The organism is Maricurvus nonylphenolicus (assembly GCF_042854845.1).
GTDB lineage: Bacteria > Pseudomonadota > Gammaproteobacteria > Pseudomonadales > Cellvibrionaceae > Maricurvus > Maricurvus nonylphenolicus.
Genome location: NZ_AP031498.1, coordinates 1,633,950 through 1,649,955, shown reverse-complemented (window position 1 = coordinate 1,649,955; position 16,006 = coordinate 1,633,950). Strand labels below are relative to the sequence as shown.

At 50.3% G+C, this 16,006-nt stretch carries 16 protein-coding genes; 9 read left to right on the top strand and 7 right to left on the bottom strand.

All coding sequences use genetic code 11. The features are described from left to right. Window positions 1–27: 27 nt before the first annotated feature. Complete coding sequence (locus ACGHZ6_RS07015) at window positions 28–774, top strand: glutaminyl-peptide cyclotransferase (RefSeq protein WP_390618122.1); 747 nt, start codon at window positions 28–30, stop codon at window positions 772–774. 397 nt (window positions 775–1,171) lie between these two features. Here ACGHZ6_RS07015 and ACGHZ6_RS07010 read toward each other — a convergent pair whose 3' ends face one another. Next, window positions 1,172–2,272 (bottom strand): GGDEF domain-containing protein, encoded by a 1,101-nt coding sequence (locus ACGHZ6_RS07010; RefSeq protein WP_390618121.1) that lies wholly within the window; start codon window positions 2,270–2,272, stop codon window positions 1,172–1,174. 189 nt (window positions 2,273–2,461) lie between these two features. Between ACGHZ6_RS07010 and yegQ the strand changes: the two genes are divergently transcribed. Next, window positions 2,462–3,844 (top strand): tRNA 5-hydroxyuridine modification protein YegQ, encoded by a 1,383-nt coding sequence (gene yegQ / locus ACGHZ6_RS07005; RefSeq protein ID WP_390618120.1) that lies wholly within the window; start codon window positions 2,462–2,464, stop codon window positions 3,842–3,844. Between the two features lie 66 nt (window positions 3,845–3,910). Beyond that, complete coding sequence (cobB, locus tag ACGHZ6_RS07000) at window positions 3,911–4,606, top strand: Sir2 family NAD+-dependent deacetylase (RefSeq protein ID WP_390618119.1); 696 nt, start codon at window positions 3,911–3,913, stop codon at window positions 4,604–4,606. Between the two features lie 5 nt (window positions 4,607–4,611). Here cobB and ACGHZ6_RS06995 read toward each other — a convergent pair whose 3' ends face one another. Both ACGHZ6_RS06995 and ACGHZ6_RS06990 read right to left on the bottom strand, forming a co-directional pair. Continuing rightward, entirely contained in the window at window positions 4,612–5,997 is a 1,386-nt protein-coding gene (locus ACGHZ6_RS06995; RefSeq protein ID WP_390618118.1) for a sensor histidine kinase, read from the bottom strand. 94 nt (window positions 5,998–6,091) lie between these two features. Then, window positions 6,092–6,898 (bottom strand): universal stress protein, encoded by an 807-nt coding sequence (locus ACGHZ6_RS06990; protein WP_390618117.1) that lies wholly within the window; start codon window positions 6,896–6,898, stop codon window positions 6,092–6,094. Between the two features lie 226 nt (window positions 6,899–7,124). Here ACGHZ6_RS06990 and ACGHZ6_RS06985 point away from each other — a divergent pair, with 226 nt between their 5' ends. Both ACGHZ6_RS06985 and fnr read left to right on the top strand, forming a co-directional pair. After that, window positions 7,125–8,342 carry a hypothetical protein gene (locus ACGHZ6_RS06985; protein WP_390618116.1) on the top strand — a complete coding sequence of 406 codons (1,218 nt, stop codon included), beginning with the start codon at window positions 7,125–7,127 and terminating at the stop codon, window positions 8,340–8,342. Between the two features lie 125 nt (window positions 8,343–8,467). Continuing rightward, window positions 8,468–9,208, top strand: coding sequence for a fumarate/nitrate reduction transcriptional regulator Fnr (fnr, locus tag ACGHZ6_RS06980; RefSeq protein ID WP_390618115.1), 741 nt, complete (start codon window positions 8,468–8,470; stop codon window positions 9,206–9,208). Window positions 9,209–9,287: 79 nt separating this feature from the next. On the opposite strand, the gene ACGHZ6_RS06975 is transcribed toward fnr, so the two are convergent. After that, entirely contained in the window at window positions 9,288–9,995 is a 708-nt protein-coding gene (locus tag ACGHZ6_RS06975; protein WP_390618114.1) for an OmpW family protein, read from the bottom strand. A 178-nt stretch (window positions 9,996–10,173) separates the two neighbouring features. Here ACGHZ6_RS06975 and ACGHZ6_RS06970 point away from each other — a divergent pair, with 178 nt between their 5' ends. The 4 genes from ACGHZ6_RS06970 (at window position 10,174) to ACGHZ6_RS06955 (ending at window position 12,991) form a co-directional block, all read left to right on the top strand. Then, window positions 10,174–10,761: a DUF4202 domain-containing protein gene (locus ACGHZ6_RS06970; RefSeq protein WP_390618113.1), complete on the top strand. Its 588-nt coding sequence runs from the start codon at window positions 10,174–10,176 to the stop codon at window positions 10,759–10,761. 6 nt (window positions 10,762–10,767) lie between these two features. Continuing rightward, the gene (locus ACGHZ6_RS06965) at window positions 10,768–11,139 is read left to right on the top strand and encodes a SirB2 family protein (protein WP_390618112.1); all 372 of its coding nucleotides are present in this window, start codon (window positions 10,768–10,770) and stop codon (window positions 11,137–11,139) included. Between the two features lie 96 nt (window positions 11,140–11,235). After that, complete coding sequence (gene rdgC / locus ACGHZ6_RS06960; RefSeq protein ID WP_390618111.1) at window positions 11,236–12,150, top strand: recombination-associated protein RdgC; 915 nt, start codon at window positions 11,236–11,238, stop codon at window positions 12,148–12,150. 301 nt (window positions 12,151–12,451) lie between these two features. Beyond that, entirely contained in the window at window positions 12,452–12,991 is a 540-nt protein-coding gene (locus tag ACGHZ6_RS06955; RefSeq protein ID WP_390618110.1) for a hypothetical protein, read from the top strand. A gap of 86 nt (window positions 12,992–13,077) precedes the next feature. On the opposite strand, the gene ACGHZ6_RS06950 is transcribed toward ACGHZ6_RS06955, so the two are convergent. From ACGHZ6_RS06950 to ACGHZ6_RS06940, 3 genes are all read right to left on the bottom strand, one after another. Beyond that, entirely contained in the window at window positions 13,078–13,374 is a 297-nt protein-coding gene (locus ACGHZ6_RS06950) for a hypothetical protein (protein WP_390618109.1), read from the bottom strand. Between the two features lie 138 nt (window positions 13,375–13,512). Next, the gene (locus tag ACGHZ6_RS06945; protein WP_390618108.1) at window positions 13,513–15,093 is read right to left on the bottom strand and encodes a hypothetical protein; all 1,581 of its coding nucleotides are present in this window, start codon (window positions 15,091–15,093) and stop codon (window positions 13,513–13,515) included. Next, entirely contained in the window at window positions 15,047–15,994 is a 948-nt protein-coding gene (locus ACGHZ6_RS06940) for a rhodanese-related sulfurtransferase (RefSeq protein WP_390618107.1), read from the bottom strand. Before ACGHZ6_RS06940 ends, ACGHZ6_RS06945 begins: the two co-directional genes overlap by 47 nt. Window positions 15,995–16,006 lie beyond the last annotated feature (12 nt).

Here is a 16,006-nt window from a genome sequence, read left to right as displayed (position 1 = left end):
ATCACCTATCCGCTTATTGGCCTGTTGATGCATCAAAAACTCTCCAGCACTAACCTACTCCTTTTGTGCTTTCTGTTTCCTGCATTCAGTTCGGCAGCAGACTATCAGCTGCTTGAAACACGCAACTACCCGAAAAACCTTTTCACCCAAGGCCTGGTCACCGACAGCGAGTTTTTATATATCAGTAGCGGACTTTACGGAAAATCCAAAATCTTAAAACGTGATCTGACCTCCGGCGAAATACAAATATCCCAGAAACTCCCCAGAAAAATCTTTGCCGAAGGTATCACCCTACTCGGCGATAAACTCTATCTTCTAAGCTGGAAAGCCGGCCGCGCCTGGCAACTGGATAAAGAAACCCTAACCTTTGAACAACAATTCAAAATCAGCGGCGAAGGTTGGGGCATTACCCACAATGGTGAAAACCTGATTACCAGTGATGGCTCCAATACACTGTATTTTCGCAACACTGATGACTTATCCGTAGAGTACGAACTACTCGTCACCCAACAGGGAAACCCGGTTTACAACCTGAACGAGCTTGAATTTGTCGACGGTAAAATTTGGGCCAATATCTGGAAGCAAACACGAATAATTGCCATTGATCCAAGTAATGGTGAAGTCACAAAAGAAATCGACCTACACGATTTGGTCAACCCCCACCACAACACCCGCAAGGGGAATGTCTTAAACGGCATAGCATGGGATAAACAACAGCAGGCATTTTGGATCACAGGTAAGCGCTGGCCAGAGATGTATTTAATGCGCCCATAGTACTCTCTAAAAAGCTTAGAAAAGAAAACTAATAGTCGTCTGAAGCTTGGGATTCGTTATTGCCTTCCTGGGCCTTCGGAGGCAGGACGCCGACGCAGAGCGGGCATGGATGCCGAAAAGCGTGCCCAGGAAGGCAATGACGGATCGCAAGCGCCACGCCATCATTAAAAACCCTTTCCCAGTAGTTTTAAATCAAGATCGGAGCGGCCAGAACCCCGGAGTCTCTTTAAAGACACGCTATGCGCCATCCACTCTCGTTTACAAGCAGCGCTCTGCGTCGGCGTCCTGCCTCCGAAGGTCTTTAAAGAGACTCCGGGGTCCTGACCTTCAATCTAACCATCTAACTTCGAACGAAAAAGAAAAAGAAGACGAAAAATCTTTGAGAGATAGAATTAATTTAAACCACCTGACAAAACGGCTTAACAACCACTTGGTCCCGCCCACCTTTCTTCGCTTGGTACATCGCTTCATCCGCACAATTCAATAAACGCTCACCCACGTGAATTAAGTCTCGCGAACGCTCACCTACCGATTGCCAAGTAGTAAGCCCAATAGACACCGTAGGTCGCATCAGTTTTTCAGCATCACTAACCACTTCCAAGTGAGCCACAGCACTACGCACGCGCTCAGCAATAACCTTTGCACTATCCTGTTGGCACTTGGGCAATAACACCACAAACTCTTCGCCACCATAACGGGCCAGTACATCAGTTTTACGTAGCTGCTCATTGATGGTGGATGCCACCTGCTTAAGGCAGAGATCTCCCGCCTGGTGACCATATTGATCGTTAATTTTTTTGAAATGATCGACATCGATAAACATACAACTGACCGGATCATCTGCTCGCTCGGCCCGCTCCATCTCCTTGGCAAACTCTTCTTCAAAGCTGCGGCGATTGCGAACCTGGGTCAGCATATCCATCTGGCTTTGGAAATTGAGATGCTCTCGAGCCAGGCAATTCTCTAAACATACCGCCATAATCGAGGCCAGGTGTTGCATAAAATCGGTGGATTTCTCGCTACTGAAACGCACCTTTGAAGCACTGGCAAAATGTACGCTGCCGGTTAGCTGCTGGTTACGTAGCAAGGGTAACAGAGCGGCACTGGAGACACTGTTGGAATTAGGGAATAAACGGGTAGACGCTAGGGTATCGAGTTCACCCAGGGTCACTTCTGGTTTATGGCTATAGAGGCTTAGGGCAAAATCATCACTGTGACGCAGCTGGAGCCGGTTGTCATAGTCAGGCAACTCCATTCGCTCCAGCATATCGCGAATGGTGTAATCACTGTCCACCAGTACCACGCCGATATCGGCCAGTTCAAAGTGCTGAACCATATCCTCAAAAATCAGCTGCAGCAGGTCCTGCAGGCGCGCGCAGGCCAGCAGGCGGGTTTCGAAGGCGTGAAAGTGTTGCTGTATACGCTGGTTGGTCTCAATCCGCTCAAGCAGGGATTTAACCATTAATTCCAGACGCGCTTTTTCCTTGGCGACATCCATTACATCGTCTCAGTTACTGATTCGCTGGTAGTCCAGCCCCGTAAGTATAGGGTGATTATCGACCAACTTAGAGCCTTCTTAAACAATTTTAGCCCCTCACTTACCTGATTCTTAACCTCAAATGCCGTAAAATAGCGCCCGTCCTTGCTTTACGCGCAAATCGACTGATGTATACAGAGAATTCTACCCATGAGCACTGAGTTACTTTCCCCCGCCGGAACCCTGAAAAGCATGCGCTACGCCTTTGCCTATGGCGCCGATGCGGTTTATGCCGGCCAGCCACGCTACAGCCTGCGTGTGCGCAACAATGAGTTTAATCGCCTGGAAAACCTGGCCTCGGCGGTCAAGGAGGCCCACGGTCAGGGTAAGCAGTTCTACCTGGCCAGTAACCTGTCGCCCCATAACGACAAGATCAAGACCTACCTGCGGGACCTTGAGCCGGTTATCGAGATGCAGCCAGATGCGCTGATTATGTCCGATCCCGGCCTGATTATGATGGTTCGCGAACAATGGCCCGATATGCCGGTACACCTGTCAGTACAGGCCAATGCGGTTAACTGGGCCACGGTGAAGTTCTGGCATCAGCAGGGGGTTGAGCGCGTGATTCTGTCTCGCGAGCTGTCCCTCGACGAGATCGAAGAAATACGTATGCGCTGCCCGGAAATGGAGCTGGAAGTGTTTGTTCACGGCGCCCTGTGTATTGCCTACTCCGGTCGCTGCCTGCTGTCTGGCTATATGACCCACCGGGATTCCAACCAAGGCGCCTGCACCAACTCCTGCCGCTGGGAGTACAATGCCCACAGCGCCAAGGAAACCGATACCGGTGATTTGATTGCCGTGGACTCCTCTCCGGACCATACCCCACGAGTGATCGACCCTAACAGCCAGGATCTGGTGGCTATCCACACCCCACCGGAAATGGTTGATCCCAACGATGAAGTTGAACCCGTCCTGCTACAGGAAAAAAGCCGCCCCGGTGAGTATATGCCTGCCTATGAAGACGAGCATGGTACCTACATTATGAACTCCAAGGACCTGCGTGCCGTCCAGCATGTAGAGCGCTTGGTGAAGATGGGCATTCACTCCCTGAAAATTGAAGGCCGTACCAAATCCCACTATTACGTGGGCCGTACTGCCCAGGTTTACCGCCGTGCTATTGATGATGCCACCGCAGGTAAGCCTTTTGATATGAACTTGATGGCCGAGCTGGATCACCTGGCCAACCGCGGCTACACCGAAGGCTTCTACCGCCGCCATGTGCCCAATGAATACCAAAACTACGAGCAAGGCTTTTCCAACAGCAACCAGCAGTTTGTCGGTGAAGCCAACAACTATGATGCCCAATCCGGTTGGTTAACCATTGATGTGAAAAACCGCTTTGAGCGCGGAGATCAACTGGAGCTGATTACGCCACAGGGCAACAAGCGTTTCACTTTGGGTGATTTGGAAAACCAGAAAGGCGAAGCCATTGAAGCGGCACCCGGCTCTGGTCATACCGTGCGTATTCCCATGCAGGAAGCCCTGCCCTTGGCAGAGGATGGTGGCTACGCTATGTTGATGCGCTATCTGTAAAGACACGCTCAGGGCTGCCTATAAAGACACGCTCAAGGCTGTCTATAAATCTTAGTCGGAGCTTATATGTACCAATCCATCGTTGTATTAACCGGCGCAGGTATCTCGGCAGAATCCGGTATTCGCACCTTCCGTGCTGCCGATGGCCTGTGGGAAGAACACCGGGTTGAGGATGTCGCCACCCCGGAAGCCTTTGAGCGCGACCCAGCACTGGTACAACGGTTTTATAATGCCCGCCGCCAGCAACTGCTGAACGGCGTGGCGCCCAATGCGGGACATGTTGCGCTGGCTGATTTTGAGAAACGCTTTGGCGGTAACTTTACCCTGATCACCCAGAATATCGATAACCTGCATGAACGTGCTGGCAGCCAGAATGTACTGCATATGCACGGCGAACTATTAAAAAGCCGCTGTGCCAGTACTGGCAAGCTCTATCCCTGCCAGGATGATATTGATACGGATTCAATCTGTGCCTGCTGCGGTGTGAGCGGTAATTTACGCCCACATGTGGTGTGGTTTGGCGAGATGCCCTTGTATATGGACGATATCGAGCGGGTTCTGAGCCAGTGTGATTTATTTGTTTCGCTGGGCACATCCGGCAACGTCTATCCGGCGGCAGGTTTCTTTCAAATGGCTAAAGCCCACGGTGCACATACCGTGGAGCTAAATCTGGAACCGTCAAATCACGGCTCCCACTTCGACCAGCAATTCTACGGCCCGGCGACTGAAGTGGTTGAGGAGTTCTTTACTTCTATCCCCTGATTACTTTACCCCTTGATGGCTTCTGCCGAAGGCTTCATTGGCAGAAGAAGGATAAATCGACTCCCCTCACCGAGGCTTGTCTCCACATGAATATCTCCACCATGTAGATGTATCAAGCGCTGACAAAGGGCCATGGCCAGGCCACTGGAATCCAGCGAGTGATGCCCGCCTTTGGTCATCGGTGTATAGGGTTCAAACAACTGCTCCGCAACATCTGTTTCCATGCCTTGGCCTGTATCTTCAACAATAATTTGCAACTTGCCCGATTGCTCAATACAGTCCGCCTCGACCTTCACATGCCCCTGCTCAGTGTGCTTAATCGCATTGCCAATGAGCTGATCCAACACCCTTTCAACGATACGAATATCAGCCTTCAGCGTAGGTATCTGCCCCAGGCAAAAGTGCAAGGCGAGATCCTTTTCTTGCGCGGCTGACAAAAAGCGATAACTCAGTCGCTCAAATAAATCGTTCACTGCCAAGCTGTGATATTGCAATTCCAGCTCACCGTTATCGAGACTGGATATCTCGATCAGATCATTAATAAACTGCAACAGTGATTCGCCGTTTTTATGAATAGTATCCAGCGCCGTGAAATCTTTCTCTTCAGGAGATAGCTTCTGATTTAACCATCGCCGTTTTAAACGCTCACTAAACCCCAGAATGGCATTTAACGGGGTACGTAATTCATGACTCATACTGGTCAAGAACTCGCTTTTTATGCGGTTGGATTGCAATGCTTGCTCTTCAGCCTGCTTGCGCTGTTCAACCTCATTTTGCAGTTCGGCAATATTATCCTGTAACTGCTGGCGGAAGAGACTGACCTCTTTCAAGTAGGTGAACATGCTGACGGAAATGATGAGCAATTGCCCAATTTGATGCAGACGATCCTGGCCATACTGCAGATGCACAGGGGTATAATTTGTTAATCCGCCACTGACCTTATCCAATACCATCAGTAAGATCAGCGAGACTAATACCACCAGCGCCCACAAGCGACCAATATTTAACCCACCGATCAAACCGGCGATAAGCGGCACGACTAATAACCAGCCTGCCGCCATATTGGTGATACCACCGCTGGAATAGGCCGCAAAAAATGCAGCGACGAAACAACCAGCCGCACCAAAGTTCAGGGTTAATATACGGGGGGCATCCAAACGCAAAAGCACCATCGCTGTTGCGCACAATAAGGCTCCACCACCTAGAGAAAAGACACGCAGCCAGACGCCCCAGTCGAACGCCCGCCAAACGAAGAACAAACAAATAAAAATGACACACATCATCACCGCATTGAACACGCGGCGGTGACGGTAAACTTCAGGGCTACAGGCGCTAGGGGATAGGCCTCCGCTCAACAAATTGTCATATAATCGCACGATTGCGTTGAGCATCCACGGGCCCTTGCACCATATTCCTTGTGCTTCTAAGTGTAGCCGAGCCCCTAGCTACTGACTACCAGTAAACCAACAAGGGGCCACAGTAGCGCTAGTTGAGGGTCATAATATCCGTTTCAACCTTAGACATTACCCATTCCGATGTATTACCGCGCATAGCCGCGAGAATGCCACTGCGTTTTAAGGTACCAATCACCACAATATCGGCGTTTATCTCTTTAGCAACCTCGGCTACGGCTTCATCGGGTTGCCCTTGAACCACATGGATATTCTGTACATCCATATCTACCATGCGAGTAATCACACCGCGGTCTGGATAGTTCATAGACCCTGAGTAGGAATTCACTACATGGAATTCAGCTCCATACAAATCAGCCATCCATTTGCCGCGGTTAAGAATCTTTTTATTTAGCGTTTGGTAACTCTCGTTGTCATCCTGCATTTTTACAGCGGCCAGCACAGTTTGTCGCTGATTACTGGCGCCAGGCCTAACGATCAACACCGGGCATTCGGCTTTACGCAACAGATTCCATTTTGTATCGGTAAAGCGACGTCGTGATTGCTGGGCAGAGTTATCCGGCACAATGATCAGATCCGCTTCACACTTCTGCGCTGTTGCAATAATGGCTTCCGCCCACTGAGGCGACCAACAAACTTCGGCGTTAAATTCCAGGCCCGCATTGCGCAACGGCTCTGTTAACTGCGTAAACCACTCAGCATCGCGATATACCGCCGTGTTGCCTGCACCGGTATCAATAGCCTGTTCATCGACACCGACAAACAAGGTCAGCTTGGGTGTTGGTTGACGCAACTGGGCAGTAATTACAGCACGCTCCATCGCGGCTTGTTCATCCTGTGTAGGATCAATAACAATTAACAGATTTTCCTGTTTGGACATTTAAGGACACCTTACCCCTTTGGGACAGTCAGCTTAATCATTTAGCCCCGAGTCTACCTATAGTGAGGGATAAGCATCTTGACTTACGTCAACAATGCCTCTTCCCTGCGCCACCCCCAACACATAAGCACCTGCCGTTGATTTGAGTCAAACCTGCTTTTGCAAAAACTGCGTAGACTTACTGGCATTGATAATAGTAAAACCAACTTCAGGGAACTCTCAGTCTATGGGTCAGGCAAACCCTCCTTCACTGACAACAGCTCTAGAAGACCAACAACCCAATGATTGGTCACAACCCCTGTGTGCAAGCCAATATCTGCCTCCGCTAGACAGTTTCCACCCTATTCAGGAGATGAAGGAAACCCGTAGCGGTCTTGATATCACTCCGCTGGGGGTGTCAATCAACCTGAGCACCCCTGATGACATTGACTCCATGCAGCTACTCGACTGCCTACTGCAGGAAATTCGTATGCGCTGTGGCAGTCGCAACAATCGCCCGGTGCACCTGCTGGAAATTCATCTGCAGGCTTCGAACCTGGAAACGGCCGGCATCACTGAACTTGTGTATCACTTGGGCCGCTGTTTCCGTCTGGCCCACGCTGGCGCACATCACTTTCGAGCGCATCTAACCCTGGATCAAGCCCGTGAGACAACCATTGCCCTGCTCAAGGGACTCGGCTTCAATCAGTTGTTTCTGCATATTGATGAAAACACCCCAGGCAATATTGAGCAGCTGAATACGGCACTGTCGCTGTCACAACGCTACCAATACACCAACACAGCGCTTAAGTGTCATTACCTGTCGCCAACCACAGAAACACTGTTAAACCACGCCCAACAAGCGCCACAGGCCATCCAGCACATTGAGCTGGAAGCTCTGGCAGAAGATACCGAGCAGCATCAGCGTTTTTTCGCACTGTTTGATCAACTGCGCTCAGCCCATTACCGGGTACTGGGTAACGATTGCTTTGTCGACCCCAAGCACCCCCTGGCCAGAGCCCAGATGAATAATCACTTGCGCCTAACACCACTGGGTTACAACACTGTGAACGTAAGTGATATCTGCGGTTTGGGATTGGGTAATATTACCCGCGAAGGGCGACATTTTTATCGTAATACAGAGGCATTTGAAACCTATCGTGACAGACTGAGCGCAGACCGAAGCCCTGTGACCCATACGTTGACATTAAGCCAACAGGCAATACTCATGCAGCGCATCATCAACCAGCTACTGTGCTACCACCAGCTGGATCTGGGCTATCTGGAATCTCGCTATCAGGTTAACAGTACCCAGCTGCGGGATATCCTCAAACAAGCCGCCAATGGGCACTCTTGGTTCCAGGACAGCAAAACCCACTTAAGCCTGACGCCTCAGGGGATTAGTCACTTAAACCACCTTAGCCGCATACTGAGCCAAAGCCAGCTGGAAACCGGCTACTTCTAAGCGACTGCCCGGCCGCATCCTCCCCTTTACGCGGCCCCTTAATTACTTCAAAATATCGAGTTAATACTGTTATGGGCTGCGGCAACCCCCTGCCCACCCGATACTATTAGCTGATGAGCCCTTGAATGACTAAGACAATTGCCTCAAGCCGTTGCCACCACAACCCTCAGGTGTCCTGTGGCGACTGCCGTCTGAATGCTATTTGCCTGCCCATTAGCCTGCATATCACTGATATCGACAAACTTGACGAGATCATCCAGCGTGGCCGTCCACTGCAAAAGGGTGAATTTCTTTACCGTGCCGGCGAGCCGTTCCAATCGGTATACGCCATTCGCTCAGGGACGATAAAATCCATCCGCGTAACCAACGACGGCTTGGAGCAGGTGACAGGTTTTTACCTGCCGGGTGAAATTGTAGGCATGGATGGCTTGGCGCAGAACCAGTACTCCAACTCAGCCATGGCGCTGGAAACTTCAGCGGTCTGTGAGATTCCCTTTACTCGCCTCGAAGAACTCAGTTTGCAAATACCCAGCTTGCAACGCCACTTCTTCCAGCTGATGAGTAAAGAAATTACTGAAGACCAGCAGCTGATCACCCTGCTGAGTAAAAACAGTGCTGAAGAACGTGTGGCATCTCTGCTACTGAGTATTTCAACACGCAACGCCAATCGCCAACTGTCTGCACTGGAATTTCGCTTACCTATGTCCCGTGCCGATATCGGCAACTATTTGGGACTGACTATCGAAACCGTCAGCCGGGTATTCAGCCGCTTCCAAAAGCAGGACATTTTATCTGTCGATAAAAAAGAAATTTCTATTTTGGATATTGACGCATTGCGTACAGCAGCAAATGCAGTGACCTGCTAAATCTGCTTCTTGGAAAAATTAAAAAAGCCCGCAAAGGTTTTCCTGTGCGGGCTTTTTTGTAGTCGGTGATTACAGGGTTTTAAAACTTGTAACCTACTGACAGGGTGTAAACATAAGGATCAATATCTACATCTGATTCTACTTTAGCACCGCTAGCCTTCACTTTAATATCGGCTTCAGTATCAATATCAATGTAGCGAACTGAACCATTAACCAGCCATTTTTCATTTAGGTGGTAATCAAAGCCTACCTGAGCTGACAGTCCCCAGGAATCATCCAGCTCAACATCAGTATCACTAGCCAGGGTAGCCTCTAATTCATTACTACCATCTTCACTGAAGAAAATAGTGTAGTTGATCCCCAAGCCAACATACGGTTGGAAATTACCCATACCATCAAAGTGATAATTTATACTTAAGGTAGGTGGCAAGTGCTTAATATCCGCAACATCTGTACCGCCATTAGTGGAAAGTGCGGTTGCCAATGCCCCCTTTGCAGTTACCGTATGCTCAAATGGCGTCGCAGCCAGCAATTCCAAGCCAATATTTGGGGTCAACATATATTCCAGGTTGATACCCAGCTGAGTGTCATTATCAACACCCAATTCGGAACCGGCAAAAGCATCAGCACCATTCAGCGTTACGATACTAGTATCTTCATTAGGAGCAACTTGGGTTAAGCCCGCACGGAAAATCCAATCGCCTGCTTCCAGAGCCATTACCTGGGCTGAGGTAGTTGCAGCCATAACTGCGGAAGCTAACGCCAATGGTTTGATCATGTTTTTCATAGGTCTTCTCACTAGGTTGATTCTCTGTCAACATTCGACGGGGACTATTAAATAGTAGTTGGCCCTGGATTTTTTTGATCTGGATTAAGCATTTTCCAAGTTAGATGATAAAATTTTGTCATTGAAATCCTTGAACGATTTTTTTTGATAACCGAATTCCCAACTCATGAGTATTAATATGTCCAATTTAGAGAAGCTGCTAGATGCCATTGACCAGGTGAATAGCCAGGACCCCAATCAGGAAACGTATAAAGATCAGTCATTCCCTAAAGAACTGCTATATAGTCAACGCATGAGTCAACACTTGAATGCGTTTGCACCTGAAGCGTCAGAGGAATTGCAGATCGCAGCCCGTGCCCAACACATCAAACGCTGGAGTATTCCTCGTAGCGATTACCCAATGGACCGTCCGGGTTACAAAAAATGGCGTACCGAATTGGGTAAATTTCATGCAGATACCACTACCTCTCTGATGGCAGATGCAGGGTATTCAGAGGAGCAACAAGAACGTGTTGCCACTCTATTGCAGAAAAAATTCCTTAAACGCGACGAAGAAGTCCAGTGCCTGGAAGATGTTATATGTCTGGTGTTTTTGGAGTTTTACCTGGAAGCCTTTGTCGCCAAGCACAGCAGTGATGAAGACAAACTGATCGGTATTATCCAAAAGACCTGGCGCAAGATGTCGGAGAAAGGCCATGAAGCTGCCCTTAAGCTGCCTCTTTCTGATGCCATGGGCGCTCTGGTAGGCAAGGCTCTGAACGGATAGATACGAATGTCCTACAGCGGCTTAAAGCTTCTGCACATACTGTGTGTTGTTATATCCATCACCGGATTTAGCCTGCGCGCTGGAGCCATGGTGTTTGCAGCACAACACCTGAGCAAACCCTGGGTTAAACGCCTGCCCCATATCGTTGATACACTCCTGTTACTCAGCGGCCTGGGGCTGCTGAGTATTACCGGTTTATCCCCCTTTCAGGTCCCCTGGCTGGGCCTGAAACTGCTGCTACTGCTAGCCTATATAGTGTTTGGGGCCTTGGGGTTGCGCTATGCCCCCAAGCGCTACCAGCGGCTATTGTGCTGCGCTGTGGCGCTGGCCTGTGCGGCAACCATGGCTTGGCTAGCACTGACCAAACCAGCTCTGTAAATCACCCGCAATTTCGATTTATTCACCCGGTGCTTTAGGCCATAATGCGCGGCCAACTTATATTTCTAAAAACTCAGAATAAGTGCCAAAGATTCTATGTGGTTTAAAAACCTGCTGCTGTACCGCTTTACGACCCCTTTTGAGCTGACTGCTGAACAACTGGAAGACCAACTCGACGAGCACCGCTTTACCCCCTGCGGCCGCCACGACAAAAGCCGCTATGGCTGGGTATCCCCCCTGAGCGAGAAACACACAACGCTGACCCATGCCGCCAATGGCTGCATCATGCTCTGTGCCCGCAAAGAGGAAAAGGTTTTGCCAGCCGCGGTCATCCGCGAGCGCCTGAATGATAAAGTCAGTGAAATTGAAGCCAAGGAAGACCGCAAGGTGTACGGCAAGGAGAAAGAGGCCCTTAAGGAAGATATCCTCCACGATTGCCTGCCACAGGCCTTTACCCGCTCCAGCCGCGTATACGGCTACATCGCCCCGCAGGATGGCTGGCTGCTGATCGATGCCTCCAGCCCCGGAAAGGCCGAAGAGTTTATGAAACACCTGCGGGAATCCATTGGAACCCTGCCGGTCATTCCTATCCAGGTAAAAGCCTCCCCAGCTATCGTAATGACCGAATGGCTAAAACAGGCCAGCCTGCCCGAAGGCCTGGTACTGACCGATGAATGTGAACTGCGCGAGCCCGGCGATGGCGGCAGCGTAGTGCGCTGCAAGAATCAGGACCTGCTCAGTGAGGAAATTGACGTCCACCTCAATGCCGGCAAACAGGTGGTGAAGCTGGGCCTGGAATGGGACGAGCAGATCAAGCTGGTACTGCAGGAAGACCTGGCGGTTAAACGCCTTAAGTTTGACGACAAACTGGTGACGGAATCAGAGGAAGCCAGCGGTGGCGACAAGCTCGCCCAGTTCGATGCGGACTTTGCCCTGATGACTGCAACGCTAAAACAGTTTGTTCCCGCCCTGCTTAACTATTTTGGCGACGCCCGCCCTGACCCGATTTAAAACAGGCGTTTAAGTTAATCACCTGCCTTCTGAAGACATGGCTACAGCCCAATAACCACAAGGCCTGTAGCCGATTCTTCACACTTAAGTGCTAATTTGGCACCTCTTTCATCCCCGGTTTCGACCTTGAAGTCAGCATAAGCACTTGACATCAAAGTGATTTGTGATTTATATCACATGTGTAGTGTGACGCTTACTCCCTTATAACGAAATCATAGCTAACTGCAGTTATCGATTTCCGAGCGGTCTTCGGGGTGATAAGCCAATAATAATTAAAACACTCAGCAGAAGGCGATTTACAATGAAAACAATAATTACAGCAATAGCATCCATTTTTTTAGCCACCTCCTTTTTAGCCAACTCGGCTATGGCCTGTGATGAACAGTGTCAGCGTCAGAAAGCCGAAGCAGAAGGCAACAAATTTCCCAGCTACCTGAGTTGGAAATACTGCGAAGACTTAAAGCTGGACTTTATGACCCGCGAGGTGAAAAGCCTGCAGAAGTATCGCAGCAAGCAGCTGGAATCCATGCACCGTGGCGGTATGAACAATACCCGCAAATTCCTCAAGCAACGCCAGGAATGGCTGCACGAATGCGACAGCTATATGGCAGGTACCGACAACGGCCGCCTGTTTAAGGATGACCCAACCACCGACGCTATTTTTGGTGCAATGAAATCCGTAGAAGACGAGCTGGCTTCGCTGATAAAAGGCGTGACTTACAGTGTTGATGCCGGCGAAACCGGGGCCACTGTGGCGGGTGATAAGTTTGACCGCTTCTTCAAGCTGGTTGAAGATCATCAAACCCTGATGTTACTGAAAGGTCAGGTTGTATACCGCTAAGCGGTAACCTACTTTGGCTTTTCTGCGGTTTATCTTCTGCTGAGCGGCGGACATCCTCGTCCGCCGTTTGTTTCTTGAGTATTTCCTTAAGCGTCTTCTGGCTGACGTTTTTTCAGCGAAAGTACGGGTCGCTTAGGCTTATTCGCGGGTGCTTTATAGGCGGGCTTTTTCGGTGCCGCAGGCTTCTTACTGGCCGCTTTCGCCAGCGCTTCCACCCCGGTACGAACCAAACGTGCCTGCTCAATCCCATTCAATCCCGGTGGAAACTTTCCTGGGTGCACCGCTGACGGGTCCTTAGCGCTGCCCTCGATCTCCAAACGAAATCCACTGTCATGCGTTGCAGACAGACTTTTCAGATCTACAGTCCAAGCATCAAAATCCATTATGTTCTGCTTACCCCCCGGTATTTATCAAAGCAGCTCGAAAAATGCGGCGCTATTAGACCATAAAGCCCAGTAATTACCCAGCACTAAAGATTTAAATTGTCTATTGGTTAAACAAAAGGCTAGAAAGCTTAGCGGTTATTGATCATCTGCTTCGATTAGCCCAACACGTTGCAAGATATTGGCATCATCAAAATGGCGCCGCCCCACAAAGGCAATAGCATGGGTACCCGGACTGCGCATGGCTCCGGGGCTGGCAATGCCCATCGGCCAAAACAACCAGCGCTCACCCCGCTGCGAAACAGACACCAGGCCCTGCGCATCGAAAAGACTGCGGTAACCCTGTTTATTTGCCAAAGATAGACCATAGAGTTCATTAAAATTGGCCACAGCCAACCTCCGCCTGGGGCCTGCGTGATTCTGCACGGAGTATCGAGATTTTACCGCTGCACGCATCAACTGGTGATCCTCAGACCTAACCTGTAACTCAATCACCTTCTGACCCTGCGCAGCCTGTCCGCCTTCCGGCTGCAAGCCGAAATCCACCAACACAGATTCGCTGCCATCCCGCACAGCTTGAGAGGCAAACCCCTTGGCGGGATACAACTGGTACCAGCAACCACAGCTGTGAATACTGTCAAACGCCAAGGGCCTGCCCTGACGATCCAAATGCACACGCCAAATCAAGGAATCCAACGGCCCCGCCAGTAAATCAAATCGACCTGCCGGTGGCCGCTCGCTAAACCAGATACTGTAGTTAAGTTGCAGTGTCACCTGGCCCTGCCAACGTCCAAAGCTGACATACTCGTATTGCACAGGCTTGTCGGTATCAATGGCCGGCAGCTGCTGCTCTTGCCAGTACACCTGACCAGGGCGATCATAATCACCGCTCTCTTGCACCAACCAAACCGGGCGCCACTGTGCCAACCAGGATTGAGCCTGCTCTGCACTCAGCAGAGGAATCCCCAATTGATCAACAACCAGCGGCTGAGGTTTGTCGGCTGTAGCAATAGAACGCCCATCATAAACAGAGGCCGACAAGGGCGCATCAGCGAAACGTCGTCGCTGCTCTTGCAGGTGTGATATTTCCCGCTCTACCCCGGCATTAAAAAATGGTTTTACCAAGGGATACAAACCGAGGGTACGCTTTAACGTGCTGTAATGATCGGGCACCTGAGCTAGCTCAAGTAGCTCAGTACTCAGCTCAGACTGCTGTAATAACGCCCGCACCAGCAGTACGCCACAACCTTGTAATTCCTGCTGCAGCTTACGCCGTGATATCGGTTGATGGGAATCAGCCAGTTGCTGCTGAAGCGCTAACGGCAATTGCTGCCATTCGAGCAGCAAGGCATTAATCGCCTGCTGATTTAGTTGCACCAACCAGGACTGCCAACGTGCTTGTTGCTGCCCGGCAAGCTCTTCGGCAAATGAAGCCAGAAAACGATTGGAGCGCAGAAAGGGGTAACCCTGAACCCGAAAAACCGCCGGGTAATTTACCTGCTGTGTATGCTTCGCGATGTCATCGTAAAACGCGTAACACTGGGTTACTGCCTCAGTCGGGCTATAGGTATCTTGTGCTGAAGTGGAAGGAAGGCTTGAAGGGAAAAGTATCGCAGGTTGTTGCGCACAACCTGCGATAACGAGAAAAAAGATGGGTAGCAGTAGATACCTGCTAATCGGATTGAGCGTTGCGTACTTGTCGTGTTGGCGGTGCTGCACCGATATGTTCCTCATTACGAGCCTTGGCCAGTTGAATCTGCCGCTGGCGCTCCATAAAGCGTTCCCGCTGCTCCGGGGTTTGGCTTTCATAGCAACGCGGACAGGTCACTCCTTCAATATAGTGCTCAGAAGCTTTATCCGCCTCCGTAATCGGCAGTCGGCAGCCATGGCACAAATCATAGGAGCCTCGCTCCAGCTGATGATTTACCGCTACACGGTTATCGAAGACATAACACTCACCCTGCCACAGGCTTTCTTCTTCGGGTACATCTTCCAGGTATTGAAGGATGCCGCCTTCCAGGTGATACACCTCATCAAAGCCCTGCTCTTTCATAAAGGCAGTGGATTTTTCGCAGCGGATACCGCCGGTACAGAACATGGCCACTTTCTTCTGCTTGGCGGGGTCCATATTATCGGCGACATAATCGGGGAATTCGCGGAAGCTGTCGGTCTTCGGGTTTACAGCGTTCTTGAAGGTACCCAACTCTACTTCGTAGTCGTTGCGGGTATCTACCAGCACCACATCAGGATCAGAGATCAGCGCATTCCAGTCTTTGGGTTTGACGTAAGTACCCACTACGTGGCGAGGGTCGATACCTTCGACCCCCATGGTAACGATCTCTTTTTTCAGCTTCACTTTCATGCGGTAGAAAGGCAGCGCTTCGTAAAAGGATTCCTTATGGCTCAATTCGGCCAGACGCTCATCGGCTTTCAGGTACGCCAGCAAGTTATCAATGCCCTCGCGGGAACCGGCCACAGTGCCGTTAATGCCCTCGGCAGCCAGCAATAAGGTGCCTTTAATCCCCTGCTCGACACAGTAGGCCAGCAGTGGCTCTTGCAGTTCCTGATAATCTGGCAGGCTGACGAATTTGTACAATGCAGCAACAACTATCTGACTCATCTTCACACCCGT